Below are 15,986 nucleotides of genomic sequence, written 5' to 3'. Positions count from 1 at the left end.
GCAAGGCGAAGGAGGGCGCCGATGCGGAGCATCGGCAACCGGTGACAACGCCGCAGATGCGCGTGCCAGACCCCGCGCCCGCGGGCTGATCCAAACGACAGGCCCTAGGGTCACCGGTCAGGGTCGCCTGGGCTCCCAGGCGCCCTTCTCGTGCCCGTCGGCGGGCTAGCGGGTCGCCTTGGACTTGTAGCCGCGGCCCCACTGGAGGCCCCAGCCGTAGAGGCGGTCGAGCTCGGCCTGGAAGCCGTAGACGAACTTGACCTCGCGGCGGACGATGATCTCGTTCTTCACGTTCTCGATCATCACCACGGCGCAGGAGCGTGCCTGCGGGGCGCGCTCGTCGAGGCCGATCTCGATGCGGGGGCCGTTGCTGGGGTAGAGGGTGACCACCGCGTGGGTGCGGTCGAAGGCCGGGGTCTGGTCGTAGATGTAGGCGAAGACCAGCAGCCGCTTGATCTCCTCCCGGTGGTCGAGGTTGACGTACATCGTCTCCCCGGACGCCGAGCCGAAGCGGTCGTCGCCGCTGAGCTTGACGTAGGGCGGCGCGTTGACGTCCCCGAGGTAGTTGCCGAGCGGCTGCACCACGCCCTTGGTGCCGTCCTGCAGCTCGTAGAGGCAGCCGAGGTCCAGGTCGACGTTGACCATGCTCTGGCTGTGCCCGACGACCTCCGGCGGCTTGAGCGCCCTGAAGGGATGGCGCAGCAGGCTCTCGCGCTGGGAGCCGCCGATGTCGGAGGTGCGCATCCGCCAGCTGAGGTTGATGCGCAGATGCCCGGTGGCCGCGCCCTGCTTGGTCAGGGAGACGTGCCCGTGCCGTTTGGTCAGCTCGATGGCGTTGGTGGCCGCGTTGCCCGAGTCGAAGTCCGTTCCGCGACCGCGCCACAGTCCGTCCAGCAAGCCCATTCCCGCCCCAGATCCGCTTGTCGAACCCCGCCGTACGACCGGCGGGGCGGCCGTGAGGAGAGTCCTCGACGACCGCCCCGCTGGGAAGCGTTCCTCACCTGGAGGGCTGTCACACCCCGGAGGTGACCTCCGTCTTGGTGCCGGCTTCTCCCTCGGCTGCCGCGAGCGCCCGGTTGCGGCGCACGGAGGACCAGAAGGACCAGCCAATGAGAACCACACCGATGAGGCCGGTGATGATCTCGTTGATCTCGTACTGGATGGTGACCAGCAGGATCACGGCCAGGGCGCCGATCGCGTAGTGCGCGCCGTGCTCCAGGTAGACGTAGTCGTCCAGGGTGCCCTGGCGGACCAGGTACACGGTGAGCGAACGGACGTACATGGCGCCGATGCCGAGGCCGAGCGCCATCAGGACGATGTCGTTGGTGATGGCGAAGGCGCCGATGACACCGTCGAAGGAGAAGGACGCGTCCAGCACCTCGAGGTAGAGGAACATGAAGAACGCGGCCTTGCCGGCCAGGGCGATCGCCGACTTGGGCTTGCCCTCGCGTGCGGCCTTCTCCTCCTCCTCGTGCTCGCGCTCCTCCTCTTCCTCGAGGCGGTCCTCGAAGTAGCCGGAGAGCCCGCCCACGATCATGTACGTGATCAGACCGGCGATGCCGGCGAGCAGGACCGTCTGCGCCTTGTCGGCGTGGGCGCCGCCGTGCTGGTGGGCGTTGGCGCCGAAGGTCGTCGCGGCGATCAGCAGGACGATCAGCGAGATGCAGACCGACAGCATGTCGATCTTGCCGAGCTTGGCCAGCGGGCGCTCCAGCCAGCCCAGCCACTTGATGTCGCGGTCCTCGAAGATGAAGTCGAGGAAGATCATCAGCAGGAACATGCCACCGAACGCGGCGATCGACGGGTGGGCGTCGGTGACGAGCTCCTGGTAGCGGTCCTTGTCGGTGAGCGCGAGGTCGACGGCCTCGATCGGACCGAGCTGGGCGCTGATGGCGACGATGACGACGGGGAAGACCAGCCGCATGCCGAAAACGGCGATCAGGATGCCGATGGTGAGGAAGATCTTCTGCCAGAAGGCATTCATCTTCTTCAGGATCCCGGCGTTGACCACCGCGTTGTCGAAGGACAGCGAGATCTCCAGGACGGAGAGGATCGCCACGATGCCGAAGGCGGTCCACCCCCCGTAGAAGACCGCTGCGACCAGGCCGAGCGCGGTGACCGCGAACGACCAGCCGAAGGTTTTCAGAACCACTGGCTACCCCATCGTGTAATCACGGGTATCCCCCGCTGCCGTACTCGGCTTTACGAAACGTTGACTCCGAAGTCTAGAGCGATGCCCCGCAGCCCCGACGCGTACCCCTGACCGACTGCACGGAACTTCCACTCGCCCTGGTAGCGGTAGAGCTCGCCGAAGATCATCGCCGTTTCGGTGGAGGCGTCCTCGCTCAGGTCGTAGCGGGCGAGCTCCTGGCCGTCGGCCTGGTTGACGACACGGATGAAGGCGTTGCTGACCTGCCCGAAGGTCTGGCCGCGCTCGTCGGCCATGTGGATGGAGACCGGGAAGACGATCTTGTCGCACTGCGGCGGCACCTTGGTCAGGTCCACCAGCAGGGACTCGTCGTCGCCGTCGCCCTCACCGGTGAGGTTGTCACCGGTGTGCTCCACCGAGCCGTCGGGGCTCTTGAGCTGGTTGTAGAAGATGAACCACTCGTCGCCCATGACCCGGCCGCCGGTGCACATCAGGGCGCTGGCGTCGAGGTCGAAGGGGGCTCCGGTGGTGGAGCGAGCGTCCCAGCCGAGCCCGACCATCACCTGCGTGAGGTTGGGTGCGGCCTTGGACAAGGAGACGTTGCCTCCCTTGGCGAGCGTGACGCCCATGAGTCCCTCCCCGGGTGCGTTCTTTTCTCAGGTGGTCCTGCGCGTCCGGCGCCGCACGTAAACCGTGCGGCGCCGGACGGATCGAGGTGGTTCGGCTCAGACGTTCACGCCGAAGTCCTGCGCGATGCCGCGCAGGCCGGAGGCGTAGCCCTGACCGATGGCGCGGAACTTCCACTCCGCGCCGTGGCGGTAGAGCTCGCCGAAGACCATGGCCGTCTCGGTGGAGGCGTCCTCCGAGAGGTCGTAGCGGGCGATCTCGGTGCCGCCGTTCTGGTTGACGACGCGGATGAAGGCGTTGCGCACCTGGCCGAAGGACTGCTGACGGTTCTCGGCGTCGTAAATGGAGACCGGGAACACGATCTTCTCGATGTCGGCCGGGACGGCGGCGAGGTTGACCTTGATCTGCTCGTCGTCGCCCTCGCCCTCACCGGTGAGATTGTCACCGGTGTGCTCCACCGAGCCGTCGGGGCTCCTGAGGTTGTTGAAGAAGACGAAGTGCTGGTCGCTCGCGACCTTTCCGGAGCTGTTCAGCAGCAGCGCGCTGGCGTCCAGGTCGAAGTCGGTGCCGGTCGTGGTGCGGACGTCCCACCCCAGTCCGACGATGACGGCGGTCAGGCCCGGCGCCTCCTTGGTCAGCGATACGTTGCCGCCCTTGCTGAGGCTGACTCCCACGAGTCCTCCATATGGTGTCCTGGGGCAGGATGCCCCATCGTGCGTGGATGTCGGATCAACGAGTCGATCCTAGTGAGGGGTTCCCGGCCGCCGCAGGCCCGCAACCCGAAGAATTACAGGGTGTCGAGCGCCTTGACGTACTCGTTGAGGTCACGGGCGTCCGGGAGGCCGTTGACGACCGTCCACCGCACGACGCCTTCCTTGTCGATGATGAAGGTGCCGCGCACGGCGCACCCCTTGTCCTCGTCGAAGACGCCGTAGGCCCGCGAGACGTTGCCGTGCGGCCAGAAGTCCGACAGCAGCGGGTACTCGAGGTTCTCCTGCTCGGCGAAGACCCGCAGGGTGTGGATGGAGTCGTTGGAGACCGCCAGCAGCTGGGTGTCGCGGTCGGTGAACTGCGGCAGGTTGTCCCGCAGCTCGCACAGCTCGCCGGTGCACACGCCGGTGAAGGCGAAGGGGTAGAAGAGCAGGACCACGTTCTTCCGGCCGCGGAAGTCGGAGAGCTTCACGCTCGCGCCGTGGTTGTCCTTGAGCTCGAAGTCGGGAGCCTTTTCGCCGACCTGGATAGCCATCGTCGTGTTCATCCCCTTCAGTGGGCCGTTCGGACGATGGACACCTTACGCAGGCGCGCAGAAAGCCGGCGGACGGGCTGATCGCGTCAGCCCGTCCGCCGTCGGGTACGTCGTGGCCGCTCAGGCCGTGGCGGCGCTCCCGAGGCACCGCCTCCGGGGCCGGCCGCCGCGGCGGGCGGCCGTGCGGCGACGCGGGGTCACCGCTTGGACTTGGCTGCCTTCGGCGTGGCGAGGCGGCTGCCGCTCCAGTCCTTGCCGACGCTGACGCTCTTGGACGCCGTCAGACCGGCCGTGGTCGCGGCTTCCGAGATGTCGCTCGGCTCCACATACCCCGCACGGCCGGTCTTCGGCGTGAGGAGCAGGATCGAGCCGCCCTCTTCGATGTACGTGGTGGCATCCACCAGCGCATCCGTCAGGTCGCCGTCGTCGTCACGGAACCACAGCACAACGGCGTCGGCCACGTCGTCGTAGTCCTCGTCGACGAGGTCGCTACCGATGACGGCCTCAATGGCCTCGCGGAGCTCCTGGTCGACGTCGTCGTCGTAGCCGATCTCCTGGACCACCTGCCCGGGCTGGAACCCCAGCCTGGCGGCAGGGTTCGTCCGCTCCTCCGCGTGGTCCGCGGTCGCGCTCACGGGTTGCCTCCTGATCATGTCTTGGGAATAACTCAGCCACGCGCGTGCGCGAAGCATTGGCCGTAGTCCACACGGGCGGGACGGATCGCGCAAGTACCCGGCCGTCCGGACCGCCGAAACGGTGACGTTTGCGGCCGGGTCGCCGCAACTCCAGGCACAGCATCATGGCTCGCGGTGACATACACCACACCTTTGTGCCCAGTTTGCACGTTTGGGAACCGTCTGCGGGTACGAGACTCGAATGAGTTCGCCCCTTACGTCCCCCCACCGGTCCGGCCACGGGTTACCTCGCAGTAGAGATGACGTACACCGCGCCGAGGTGGACCATGGGAGCGGCGCATACCCGGCCATGTCCGGCGACAAGAGCGAAGCAGCGGCCGTCCTTACGGCCCTTCGACAGGTAAGGAACAGCGTGGCTTCCGCATCCGATCGCAACCCGATCATCATTGGCGGCCTTCCGAGTCAGGTTCCTGACTTCGACCCCGAGGAAACGCAGGAGTGGCTCGACTCCCTGGACGCCGCGGTGGAGGCACGCGGCAGGGAGCGGGCCCGCTATCTGATGCTGCGGCTGATCGAGCGGGCCCGCGAGAAGCGCGTGGCCGTGCCCGAGATGCGCAGCACGGACTACGTCAACACGATCCCCACCAGCGCGGAGCCGTTCTTCCCGGGCAACGAGGAGATCGAGCGCAAGATCCTCAACGCCACCCGCTGGAACGCGGCCGTGATGGTGTCCAGGGCCCAGCGGCCCGGCATCGGCGTCGGCGGCCACATCGCCACCTTCGCCTCCTCCGCCTCGCTGTACGACGTGGGCTTCAACCACTTCTTCCGGGGCAAGGACGAGGGCGACGGCGGCGACCAGGTGTTCTTCCAGGGGCACGCCTCCCCCGGCATCTACGCCCGCGCCTTCCTGCTGGACCGGCTGACCGAGAAGCACCTGGACGGCTTCCGGCAGGAGAAGTCGAAGGCGCCCTACGGTCTGTCCTCGTACCCGCACCCGCGGCTGATGCCGGACTTCTGGGAGTTCCCGACCGTGTCGATGGGCCTCGGCCCGATCAGCGCGATCTACCAGGCCCGGATGAACCGCTACATGCACGCCCGCGGCATCGCCGACACCTCCCGGTCGCACGTGTGGGCGTTCCTCGGCGACGGCGAGATGGACGAGCCGGAGTCGCTGGGCCAGCTCACCCTCGCCGCGCGGGAGGGCCTGGACAACCTGACCTTCGTGGTCAACTGCAACCTGCAGCGCCTGGACGGCCCGGTGCGCGGCAACGGCAAGATCATCCAGGAGCTGGAGTCGGTCTTCCGGGGCGCCGGCTGGAACGTGATCAAGCTGATCTGGGACCGCTCCTGGGACCCGCTGCTCGCGCAGGACCGGGACGGGATCCTGGTCAACAAGATGAACATCACGCCGGACGGCCAGTTCCAGACGTACGCCACCGAGACCGGCGCCTACATTCGCGAGCACTTCTTCGGCGACGACCACCGGCTGCGCGCCATGGTCGAGAACATGACCGACGACCAGATCCTGCACCTGGGCCGCGGCGGTCACGACCACCGCAAGATCTACGCGGCGTACAAGGCGGCCCTGGAGCACAAGGGCCAGCCGACGGTCATCCTCGCCAAGACCATCAAGGGCTGGACGCTGGGCCCGAACTTCGAGGGCCGCAACGCCACCCACCAGATGAAGAAGCTGACGGTCGACGACCTCAAGCGCTTCCGGGACCGCCTGCACCTGCCGATCCCCGACAAGGACCTCGAGTCCGGTCTCCCGCCCTACTACCACCCGGGCCGGGACAGCGAGGAGATCCAGTACATGCACGACCGCCGCAAGGCGCTCGGCGGTTATGTGCCGACGCGGGTGGTCCGCTCCAAGCCGCTGAAGCTGCCGGGCGACGCGACGTACGCGGCGGTCAAGAAGGGCTCCGGCCAGCAGTCGATCGCCACCACCATGGCGTTCGTCCGGCTGCTGAAGGACCTGATGCGGGACAAGGAGATCGGCAGGCGGTTCGTGCTGATCGCGCCGGACGAGTACCGCACCTTCGGCATGGACTCGTTCTTCCCGAGCGCCAAGATCTACAACCCGCTCGGCCAGCAGTACGAGTCGGTGGACCGGGACCTGCTGCTCGCCTACAAGGAGTCGCCGAACGGGCAGATGCTGCACGACGGCATCTCCGAGGCGGGCTGCACGGCCTCGCTGATCGCCGCGGGCTCGGCGTACGCCACGCACGGCGAGCCGCTGATCCCGGTGTACGTCTTCTACTCGATGTTCGGCTTCCAGCGCACCGGCGACCAGTTCTGGCAGATGGCCGACCAGATGGCACGCGGCTTCGTCCTGGGCGCCACCGCGGGACGCACCACGCTGACCGGTGAGGGCCTGCAGCACGCGGACGGCCACTCGCATCTGCTGGCCTCCACCAACCCGGCCTGTGTCGCCTACGACCCGGCCTTCGCCTACGAGATCGCCCACATCGTCAAGGACGGTCTGCGCCGGATGTACGGCAGCGACCAGGAGCACCCGCACGGCGAGGACGTCTTCTACTACCTGACCGTCTACAACGAGCCGATCCAGCACCCGGCCGAGCCGGAGAACGTGGACGTCGAGGGCATCCTCAAGGGCCTGTACCGCTTCAGCGAGGGCACCTCGGGCTCGAAGCCGGCGCAGATCCTCGCCTCCGGCGTGGCCGTCCCCTGGGCGGTGGAGGCGCAGAGGATCCTCGCCGAGGAGTGGGACGTCAGGGCCGACGTCTGGTCGGCGACCTCCTGGAACGAGCTGCGGCGCGAGGCGGTGGCCTGCGAGGAGCACAACCTGCTGCACCCGGAGGAGGAGCAGCGGGTGCCGTATGTGACGCGGAAGCTGAGCGGGGCGCAGGGTCCGGTGGTCGCGGTGTCCGACTGGATGCGGTCGGTGCCGGACCAGATCGCGCGCTGGGTGCCGGGGACGTACCAGTCGCTGGGCGCGGACGGCTTCGGCTTCGCCGACACGCGGGGGGCGGCCCGGCGGTTCTTCCACATCGACGCGCAGTCGATCGTGGTGGCGGTGCTGACCGAGCTGGCCCGTGAGGGCAAGGTCGACCGGTCGGTGCTCAAGCAGGCCATCGACCGCTACCAGCTGCTCGACGTCTCCGCGGCCGACCCGGGGGTGGCGGGCGGCGACGCCTGACCCTGCGGGGCGGAGACAGCAACGGACGAGGGGCGGGCCCCCGGCTCACCCTGCCGGGGGCCCGCCCCTGTTGGTGTCTGCTCCTGATGTCTGCCGTCCGCCGGCGGTCAGAGCAGTCCGGCGCCCGGCGGGGCCGTACCGGCGAGCCAGAGGAGCGCCAGCAGGGTGTCGATGGCGCCCAGGACGAGGGCGACCAGCGCGGGCACCGGGCGGGAGCCCGCCCAGCTGCGGCCCAGGGCGAGCCGGCCGCAGATCATGGCGACGGGGCCGAGCACGATTCCGAGGGCGAAGAATCCGGCGACGGCGCAGACGAGTCCGGCGATGCCGAGCGCCGCCCGGTCCGGCCCAGCCCTCCGTGACCAGGTACGGCCGTGTGAGCGGGGATGCCTGCGGGTGCCGCCGCCGAAGCTCACCATCGTCAACTCCCTGATTCCCGTGATCAGTTGGAATGTCGCGGTGTTGACATGTCGGGTGCCCCGGTACGGGCGGTGAATGCCCGTGCGAGTGCCCGCCGGGAAGCGGCGGACGGGACGCTGCCCGGCGCGCTGCCCCCCTCCAGCAGCGCGCCGCAGCCGTCGCCCTCCGGCTTTGCGGAGGACTTGGCCCACTGTGACCTGCGGGACCTCCCGGAGGAGGGGGCACCGCGTGCGTTCACCCGGATGAGCGAACTCGGTCCCGAGGGCCCGTCAGATGTGGCCGGCTCCTGCGCCGGCCTCCGCGTTCGCCCCCCGCTGGGTGAGGAACGCGACCAGCACCGCCACCACGGCGACCCCGGCGGCGACCAGGGAGGCCAGATGCATGCCGGCGATGAAGGTGTCGTGGGCGACGTCCGTGATCTTCGCGGCGATCGCCTCGGGCGTGCCCTTCGGCACCGGCGCCGCACCGACCTGGACGGCCTCGGCGCCTGGCCCGACTGCTCCGGGGTGAGCGGCGGGAGGCCGGCCTCGGTCCAGTTGCCCTCGAGGTCGGAGTCGACCTTGGAGGCCATCACCGCACCGAGGACGGCGGTGCCGAGGCTGCCGCCGATCTGCATGGCGGCCTGCTGCAGACCGCCGGCGACGCCGGAGAGCTCCATGGGCGCGTTGCCCACGATGACCTCGGTGGCGCCGACCATGACCGGGGCGAGGCCGAGGCCGAGCACGGCGAACCACCGACCCCCGGCCGCGCATCCTGGTCGCCGCGTTCGGCGGGGTGATCCGGGTCACTGAACGGCTGTGGTCCGCAGGCGAGGACCTGAGCCTCGCCGCCATGCGCGATCTGATGGCGACGTACCTGGACCAGGTGGGCCCTGCCCTCGCGGGGGACTGGCGTACGAGCTGACCGGGGACGGGCGTACGGGTCGATTCCGTGGTGAGCCCCGCATTGATCCTCGTATCGACACACTGAAACGTGATACCAGTCACTTGATTGACGAGAGACCGTCTCGTTCTCCTAGTGTGTCCTCCCAGTGACTTCTTTCGACACCACCCCGCAACTCAACGTCTGGCGCGCGCTGCTGGCGCTGGCCGTCGTGTTCGTGATGCTGACGACCACCGGCTGGACCGTCATGCGCCACCATCGCGAGGCCACGGAGCTGGAGAAATCGCTGCACGCCTGGGAGCGCGGCCGGATAGCGGGGTGGCAGCTGCCGGACCCGGACTCGGCGCCGTCCCGGCTGTCCCGCTTCTTCGCCTCGCTCACCGACGGACAGCGCGCCGCCCTCGCCCGCCGCTACCCGCTCGCCGTGGGCAACATGAACGGCGCCCCCGTCGATCTGCGCTACCGCGCCAACCGCATCGCCCTGGACAAGGCCCGCGAGGTCGAGCGCGAACGCATCCACGACGAGCGCCTGACGCCCGAGGGCAAGCGCCAGGCCGCCCGCAGGCTCGGCCGCCTGGAGGCCCTGATGCGCCCCGGCCGCCACATCCTCGCCTTCGACCCCTCCGGCTCCGGCCGCGTCGCGGAAGTCATCGGCAACCTCCGCAAGGCGGAACGCGTCTCGGTGGTCGTCCCCGGCGTCGACACCGATCTGCTCACCTTCCAGCGCACGTACCGCGAGTACTCGGCCCCCGTCGGCATGGCCAGGTCCCTGTACACCGCGCAGCGCGACGCCGACCCGGGCACCCGTACCGCCGTCATCGCCTGGGCCGACTACACCGCGCCCAGCGGCCTGGGCATGGACGCCGCCACCGCGATGCGGGCACAGGAGGGCGCGGTACGCCTGAACGCGATGCTGCGCGGACTGCCCGGCGTGTCCCCCGTCTCGCTGTTCTGCCACAGCTACGGCTCCGTGGTGTGCGGACTCGCCGCCCCCGAGCTGCCCTCGCGGGTCGCCGACATCGCGGTGGCCGGCAGCCCCGGCATGCGCGTGGAGCGCGCCGCCCAGCTGCGCACCTCCGCTCAGGTGTGGGCGATGCGGGACGCCGACGACTGGGTGCAGGACGTGCCGTACCTGGAGGTCGGCGGTCTGGGCCACGGCGCCGATCCGGTGTCCCCCGCCTTCGGGGCGCGGGTGCTGTCGGCCCGTCAAGCCAAGGGACACGGCGGGTATTTCGAGCCGAATACGGACAGTCTGCGCAATTTCGCAGAAATCGGAGTTGGCGCGTACCGCTCGGTGGACTGCGCCGACGAAAGCGGGGGCTGCCGGGCGAATTTGTCCACCACGACGGCATCCGGACGCGCGTAGCGACGGAGAAACTGCGGTCTGCGCGGGGAGGGGACGAAGAAGCACGTGCCGCATACGATGAGCCGCATGGGTGACGTACTGGCCGGATTTCATGCCGCCTGGGAGTTCGAGTCCGACTCCGTGCTCATCCGCTACGAACGGGGGATTCGAACACCCAAGCTGTTCCAGGCGCTCGGCGAGCGGCGGGTGCCGCTGGAAGCGGTCGAAGGAGTGACCCTCACACCGGGCAGGCGCGGCACGGTGGTCCTGCGGATGGAGCCACGGCCCGGCGCGGATCCGCTGATGGAGGCGGCGGCCGGGCAGCTGAAGGAGAGCAGCGACCCGTACCGTCTGGTGCTGCCCGCCGAGCGCGAGACGCTCGCGGAGTACTACGCCGACGAGTTGCGCTCCGCGCTGACCGAGTCGGGCCCCGCCGAACGCCACCTGGTGGACGCGCCCAAGCCGCCGCTGAGCTTCAAGGCGTACGACGGGAAGGCCTCGTTCGACGGCTCGGCCGTTTCCTTCCGGTGGTTCTGGACCGGGGCCTCGTCGGCGAAGTGGAAGGCCGGCGACCAGCGCTTCCCGGTGGGCGAGCTGAGCGGGGTGGAGTGGCGGTCGCCGGAGGTGTTCGAGGGGCATCTGCGGCTGCTGCGCAGGGACGCGGGGCCGAGTCCGGCGCAGCCGGACCAGGACCCGGCGGCGGTGGTGTTCGGGCTCGGGTACGGGCCGGTGCACGAGTCACTGCCGTTCGCTGCGGCGGTGCTGGCGGCTGTGCGGACGTGTGAGCCGGTGCCGGCGGGGATCGCGCCGGCGGCGCGGCGCGATCCCGCGGATATTGCTGAGCGGATTCGTCACCTGGGGGAGCTTCATCAGGCGGGGTTGGTGACGGATGAGGAGTTCGCTTCGAAGAAGGCGGAGTTGTTGGCGGAGCTATAGGGGCATCTGCCGGGTTCGGTGCGTTGTGATCTGCGGGTGCGTCGTGGCTGGTCGCGCCCACGCGGCGGAGCCGCATATCGGCAGAGCCCCGCGCCCCTGAAAGGAAGTTGCGCTACTCCCTGCCTGCGGAGGTGAACGACATGTCCGCGTAGCGGGTGCCGGCCACCTGGTCGGCGATCGGGGACAAGAGGTCGAGCTCTGCTTGCGTGAGGTGGATGCGGGTTGCGGCAGTGTTCTCCTCGACGCGTTCCGGTTTGCGGGTGCCGGGGATCGGGATGACGGGTACGTCGTGGACCTGGGACTGCTGGTGGACCCAGGCGAGGGCGATCTGGGCGGGGGTGGCGCCGTGGGCCTCGGCGACGGTGCGCAGGGGGGCGAGGAGCGCCCGGTTGGCGGCGGCGTTCTCGCCGGTGTAGCGGGGCAGTCGGCGGCGGAAGTCGTCCGGGGTCAGGTCCTTGTCGGCGTCGGCGAAGGAGCCGGTGAGGAAGCCGCGGCCGAGGGGCGAGTACGGGACGAGGGTGACGCCCAGTTCGCGGGCCGCGGGGACGACCCTGGCCTCGATGTCGCGGCTGAACAGCGACCACTCCGACTGCACCGCCGCGATGGGGTGCACGGCGTGGGCGGCGCGCAGCTCACCGGCGGTGACCTCGCTGAGGCCCAGCTGCTTGACCTTGCCCTCCTGCACCAGCTCGGCCATCACGCCGACGGTCTCCTCGATCGGCACGTTCACATCGCGCCGGTGCATGTAGTAGAGGTCGATGACATCGACGCCGAGGCGCTTCAGGCTCGCCTCGACGGCCTGGCGGATGTAGGGCCCGTCGTTGCGGATGATCCGGCGGGTGGGGTCCTCGGGGTCGAGGGCCAGGGCGAACTTGGTGGCGACGAGCAGTTCGTCGCGGTGGGCCCTGAAGAACGGCGCCAGGAAGCGCTCGTTCTCCCCCGAGCCGTACATGTCGGCGGTGTCGTAGAGGGTGACGCCGAGTTCGAGGGCGCGTTCCAGGGTGGCGCGGGAGGCGTCCGCGTCGGCGGGGCCGTAGGCGAAGCTCATGCCCATGCAGCCGAGGCCCTGGACGCCCGCCTGCGGGCCGTTCGTGCCGAGGGGTGCCGTGCCGATCCGTGCGGGGGTCATCGGGTCCTCTCCGGCGCCGGTGACTGTCCGGCGTCCGCGTAGAAGCTGATCTTCCGGTCGAGCACGGCGAGCGTGCCCTGGAGTTCGGCGATCCGGGCGAGGACGTCCTCGCGGGTCGCCTCGAGCAGTTCGAAGCGCTCCCGGTAGGTGTGGTCGCCGGCGCGCACCAGCTCGGCGTAGCGCACCATGTCGGCGACCGGCATCCCGGTCAGCCGGAGCTTGCCGACGAGGGCGAGCCAGTCCAGGTCGCGGTTGGTGTAGCGGCGCTGGCCGGTGTGGGAGCGGTCGACGTGCGGCATCAGTCCGATGCGCTCGTACCAGCGCAGGGTGTGGGCCGAGAGCCCGGTGAGGGCGGCGACCTCACTGATGGTGTACCTGTCCGCGCCGTCCGGCCGCCGGTCACCGTGTTCCGGTGGTCCGGCGCAGATGTCGGTCGTGGCGCCCGTGGTCTCCGTCACCGTCATGGGCTCAACGCTAGAACCCTGGAGTGCACTCCAAGCAAGCGAGATCGGTGAGAATTCGGCCCGTGGCGCGCGGGAGCCCGGCAGCCCCCTTGCCGGGGTCCCCGCGGGAAGCGCTTAGGCTCGACGCCATGTCGTTGAAGAGCCTCGCGTCGATCGAGAACTGGCCGGTTCCCACCGCTGCGGCGGGTGTCGTACGGGCGGACGGTACCGTGCTGGGCACCCACGGCCCGGCCGACCGGCCCTTCCCGCTGGCCTCGGTCACCAAGCCGCTCGCGGCGTACGCGGTGCTGGTGGCGTACGAGGAGGGCGCGATCGAGCTGGACGAGCCGGCCGGTCCGCAGGGCTCGACGGTGCGGCATCTGCTGGCGCACACCTCGGGTCTGGCCTTCGACGAGCACCGGGTCACCTCCGCGCCCGGGGAGCGGCGGCTGTACTCCAACGCCGGGTTCGAGCAGCTGGGCGACCATGTGGCGAAGGCGACGGAGATCCCGTTCGCCGAGTATCTGCGGCAGGCGGTGCTGGAGCCCCTGGGGATGACCTCGACGTCGCTGGAGGGCTCGCCCGCCAAGGACGGCGTGTCGACGGTCGGGGATCTGCTGCGGTTCGCGGCGGAGGTGCAGGCGCCGAGGCTGCTCGACCCGCGCACGGTCGCCGAGGCGATGACGGTGCAGTACCCGGGCACCAAGGGCGTGCTCCCGGGCTACGGCCACCAGAACCCCAACGACTGGGGTCTGGGCTTCGAGATCCGCGACGGCAAGTCCCCGCACTGGACGGGCGCTACGTCCTCCGCCCGCACCTTCGGTCACTTCGGGCAGTCGGGCACGTTCCTGTGGATCGACCCGGACGCGGGCGCGGCCTGTGTGGCGCTGACCGACCGGGCCTTCGGGCCCTGGGCGATCGAGGCCTGGCCGCCCTTCACCGACGCGGTGCTGGCGGAGCTGCGAGGGGCCTAGGTGTGCTGTCCCGGGGGGCGGGCTGCATCTCCCAGAGCAGCAGTTCGGCGGGGGCGCCCGCCGCGACCGCCTCGATGCCGTCCGCGTCCGTGATGCGCGCGGAGTCGCCGGCGCCGAGCCTCTCGCCGCCGAGGGTCACCTCGCCGCGCACCACGTGGGCGTACACGTGGGCGGCGTCCGGGACGGCGGTGCGCTCGCCGGCCGCGAGGCGCCGCACATGCAGCATGGCGCCCGCCTCCGGAACGGCGTAGGGGGTGGCGTCGGCGATGCCGCGGACGACCTCGTAGAACGGCTCCCCGCCGGGCTCCAGCGGCGCCAGCCACATCTGCAGGAAGGTCAGCGGCCCGGTCCCGTCGTTGCGCTCCACGTGCCGCACCCCGGAGGCGGCGCTCAGCCGCTGCACGTCCCCGGGGCGCACCACGCTCTCGTTGCCCGCGGAGTCCCGGTGGGTCAGCTCGCCCTCCACCACCCAGGTCACGATCTCGGTGTGGCTGTGCGGGTGCTCGTCGAACCCGGCCCCGGGGGCGAGCCGCTCCTCGTTGCAGGCGATCACGGCCCCGAAGCGCAGGTTGTCCGGGTCGTAGTGGGGGCCGAAGGAGAAGGCGTGCAGGCTCTCCATCCCGGCCCCGGGGTCCCCGCCCCGGTAGCGCTCACCGGCCCGCCGTACGTCCATCACACGCCCCACGGTAGCCGCCGCCGGCGCCCGGCCCGGACCGGCCCTCGGCAAGGGCCCGCCACCGCCGGAGCGGGCGGGCCGCCTGCGGCACCGTCTTCTCCGGCCCTTCTCCAACCCCGGCACAGCACGCACCCGTCCTGATAAGGCAGTCTTGTCCCGTGCCCGAACCAGAGACCAGCAAGCCCCATTCCGCCGCACGGTCCGCTCATCCGCACGCCGCGACGCTGAAGCGGCTGGAGAAGTCGTCCGGCTCTCTCGCCGCGCAGGCGATCGCGCGGATGGACGAGACGCTGCCCTGGTACCGGGCGATGCCACCGGAGAACCGTTCCTGGATCGGACTGGTCGCGCAGGCCGGTATCGCCGCGTTCACCGAGTGGTTCCGGCGCCCGGACGCACCGCAGGCGATCTCCACCGACGTCTTCGGCACCGCGCCGCGCGAGCTGACCCGGGCGATCACGCTGCGGCAGACCGTGGAGATGGTGCGGACCACCATCGAGGTGATGGAGTCCGCCATCGACGAGGTGGCGGCGCCGGGCGACGAGAGCGTGCTGCGCGAGGCGCTGCTGGTGTACGCGCGGGAGATCGCCTTCGCCACCGCGCAGGTGTACGCGCAGGCCGCCGAGGCACGGGGTGCCTGGGACGCGCGCCTGGAGTCGCTGGTCGTCAACGCCGTGCTCAGCGGCGAGGCCGACGAGGGTGCCGTCTCACGGGCCGCCGCGCTCGGCTGGAACTCGCCCGAGCACGTCTGCGTGGTGCTGGGCACCGCGCCCGACGGCGACTCCGAGCTGACCGTGGAGGCGATCCGGCGGGCTGCCCGGCACGCCAAGCTCCAGGTGCTCACCGGGGTGCTCGGCGACCGTCTGGTGGTGATCGCGGGCGGCAGCGACAACCCGCTGGCCGTCGCCAAGTCGCTGATCGGCCCGTTCGCGCCGGGGCCGGTGGTGGCGGGTCCGGTGGTGCCGGATCTGCAGGCCGCGACCAGGTCGGCGCAGGCCGCCGCGGCCGGTCTGAAGGCGTGTTCCGCCTGGCAGGACGCCCCGCGTCCGGTGCTGGCGGACGACCTGCTGCCGGAGCGCGCGATCGCCGGAGACCCGAGCGCCCGCGAGCAGCTGGTGGAGGAGATCTACAGACCGCTGGAGGAGGCCGGGGCCGCCCTGCTGGAGACGCTGAGCGTCTTCCTGGAGCAGGCGAGCAGTCTCGAGGGCGCCGCGCGGATGCTGTTCGTGCACCCCAACACCGTGCGCTACCGGCTCCGACGTGTGACTGACGTCACCGGCTGGTCGCCCTCCGACGTGCGTTCCGCGTTCACGCTGCGAATCGCCCTGATCCTGGGGCGTCTGGCCGATAGTGATCTCCAGCTCTAGTCT

Annotated in this window: 15 protein-coding genes and 2 pseudogenes; 6 read left to right on the top strand and 11 right to left on the bottom strand. The window is 70.1% G+C overall.

What is annotated here, in order from left to right; translation table 11 throughout:
• Positions 1-165 precede the first annotated feature (165 nt).
• The 6 genes from ABD198_RS09140 to ABD198_RS09115 form a co-directional block, all read right to left on the bottom strand.
• The gene (locus tag ABD198_RS09140; RefSeq protein ID WP_343999288.1) at positions 166-903 is read right to left on the bottom strand and encodes a TerD family protein; all 738 of its coding nucleotides are present in this window, start codon (positions 901-903) and stop codon (positions 166-168) included.
• A 109-nt stretch (positions 904-1,012) separates the two neighbouring features.
• Entirely contained in the window at positions 1,013-2,152 is a 1,140-nt protein-coding gene (locus ABD198_RS09135) for a DUF475 domain-containing protein (RefSeq protein ID WP_343999287.1), read from the bottom strand.
• Between the two features lie 50 nt (positions 2,153-2,202).
• Positions 2,203-2,778, bottom strand: a complete 576-nt coding sequence (locus ABD198_RS09130; protein ID WP_343999285.1) for a TerD family protein — start codon at positions 2,776-2,778, stop codon at positions 2,203-2,205.
• A 96-nt stretch (positions 2,779-2,874) separates the two neighbouring features.
• Positions 2,875-3,450, bottom strand: a complete 576-nt coding sequence (locus ABD198_RS09125) for a calcium homeostasis/redox stress adaptation protein (RefSeq protein WP_343999283.1) — start codon at positions 3,448-3,450, stop codon at positions 2,875-2,877.
• A gap of 113 nt (positions 3,451-3,563) precedes the next feature.
• Entirely contained in the window at positions 3,564-4,022 is a 459-nt protein-coding gene (locus tag ABD198_RS09120; protein WP_343999281.1) for a peroxiredoxin, read from the bottom strand.
• A gap of 197 nt (positions 4,023-4,219) precedes the next feature.
• Complete coding sequence (locus ABD198_RS09115; RefSeq protein ID WP_343999279.1) at positions 4,220-4,657, bottom strand: DUF3052 domain-containing protein; 438 nt, start codon at positions 4,655-4,657, stop codon at positions 4,220-4,222.
• Positions 4,658-5,069: 412 nt separating this feature from the next.
• Between ABD198_RS09115 and aceE the strand changes: the two genes are divergently transcribed.
• Positions 5,070-7,817: a pyruvate dehydrogenase (acetyl-transferring), homodimeric type gene (gene aceE, locus ABD198_RS09110; protein ID WP_343999277.1), complete on the top strand. Its 2,748-nt coding sequence runs from the start codon at positions 5,070-5,072 to the stop codon at positions 7,815-7,817.
• Between the two features lie 107 nt (positions 7,818-7,924).
• Here aceE and ABD198_RS09105 read toward each other — a convergent pair whose 3' ends face one another.
• The gene (locus ABD198_RS09105) at positions 7,925-8,233 is read right to left on the bottom strand and encodes a small hydrophobic protein (RefSeq protein WP_343999275.1); all 309 of its coding nucleotides are present in this window, start codon (positions 8,231-8,233) and stop codon (positions 7,925-7,927) included.
• Between the two features lie 270 nt (positions 8,234-8,503).
• Positions 8,504-8,967, bottom strand: a pseudogene (locus ABD198_RS09100) (MFS transporter); the annotation flags it as partial.
• Positions 8,968-8,969: 2 nt separating this feature from the next.
• Between ABD198_RS09100 and ABD198_RS09095 the strand changes: the two are divergent.
• The 3 genes and pseudogenes from ABD198_RS09095 to ABD198_RS09085 all read left to right on the top strand — a co-directional run.
• Positions 8,970-9,137: pseudogene (locus ABD198_RS09095) on the top strand (TetR family transcriptional regulator); the annotation flags it as partial.
• Between the two features lie 127 nt (positions 9,138-9,264).
• Positions 9,265-10,482 (top strand): alpha/beta hydrolase, encoded by a 1,218-nt coding sequence (locus tag ABD198_RS09090; RefSeq protein WP_343999272.1) that lies wholly within the window; start codon positions 9,265-9,267, stop codon positions 10,480-10,482.
• Between the two features lie 66 nt (positions 10,483-10,548).
• Positions 10,549-11,397 (top strand): DUF4429 domain-containing protein, encoded by an 849-nt coding sequence (locus ABD198_RS09085; protein WP_343999270.1) that lies wholly within the window; start codon positions 10,549-10,551, stop codon positions 11,395-11,397.
• A 112-nt stretch (positions 11,398-11,509) separates the two neighbouring features.
• On the opposite strand, the gene ABD198_RS09080 is transcribed toward ABD198_RS09085, so the two are convergent.
• Both ABD198_RS09080 and ABD198_RS09075 read right to left on the bottom strand, forming a co-directional pair.
• Positions 11,510-12,526: an aldo/keto reductase gene (locus ABD198_RS09080; RefSeq protein WP_343999268.1), complete on the bottom strand. Its 1,017-nt coding sequence runs from the start codon at positions 12,524-12,526 to the stop codon at positions 11,510-11,512.
• The gene (locus ABD198_RS09075) at positions 12,523-12,990 is read right to left on the bottom strand and encodes a MerR family transcriptional regulator (RefSeq protein WP_343999266.1); all 468 of its coding nucleotides are present in this window, start codon (positions 12,988-12,990) and stop codon (positions 12,523-12,525) included. Before ABD198_RS09075 ends, ABD198_RS09080 begins: the two co-directional genes overlap by 4 nt.
• Positions 12,991-13,118: 128 nt before the next feature.
• On the opposite strand from ABD198_RS09075, the gene ABD198_RS09070 reads away from it, so the two are divergent.
• On the top strand, positions 13,119-13,943 hold the full coding sequence (locus tag ABD198_RS09070) for a serine hydrolase domain-containing protein (RefSeq protein ID WP_343999264.1): 825 nt from the start codon (positions 13,119-13,121) through the stop codon (positions 13,941-13,943).
• Here ABD198_RS09070 and ABD198_RS09065 read toward each other — a convergent pair.
• Positions 13,906-14,616, bottom strand: a complete 711-nt coding sequence (locus ABD198_RS09065; protein WP_343999293.1) for a pirin family protein — start codon at positions 14,614-14,616, stop codon at positions 13,906-13,908. The genes ABD198_RS09070 and ABD198_RS09065 overlap by 38 nt on opposite strands.
• A 161-nt stretch (positions 14,617-14,777) precedes the next feature.
• Here ABD198_RS09065 and fasR point away from each other — a divergent pair, with 161 nt between their 5' ends.
• A complete protein-coding gene (gene fasR, locus ABD198_RS09060) occupies positions 14,778-15,983 on the top strand; it encodes a fatty acid biosynthesis transcriptional regulator FasR (RefSeq protein WP_343999262.1) in 1,206 nt (401 codons plus the stop codon).
• The last annotated feature ends 3 nt before the right edge of the window (positions 15,984-15,986 follow it).

The sequence above is a fragment of the Streptomyces thermocarboxydovorans genome, from assembly GCF_039524635.1.
Classification (GTDB): Bacteria; Actinomycetota; Actinomycetes; order Streptomycetales; family Streptomycetaceae; genus Streptomyces; species Streptomyces thermocarboxydovorans.
Note: the sequence above shows the minus strand (reverse complement) of the source record. Positions and strands in the feature narration are given on the sequence as shown.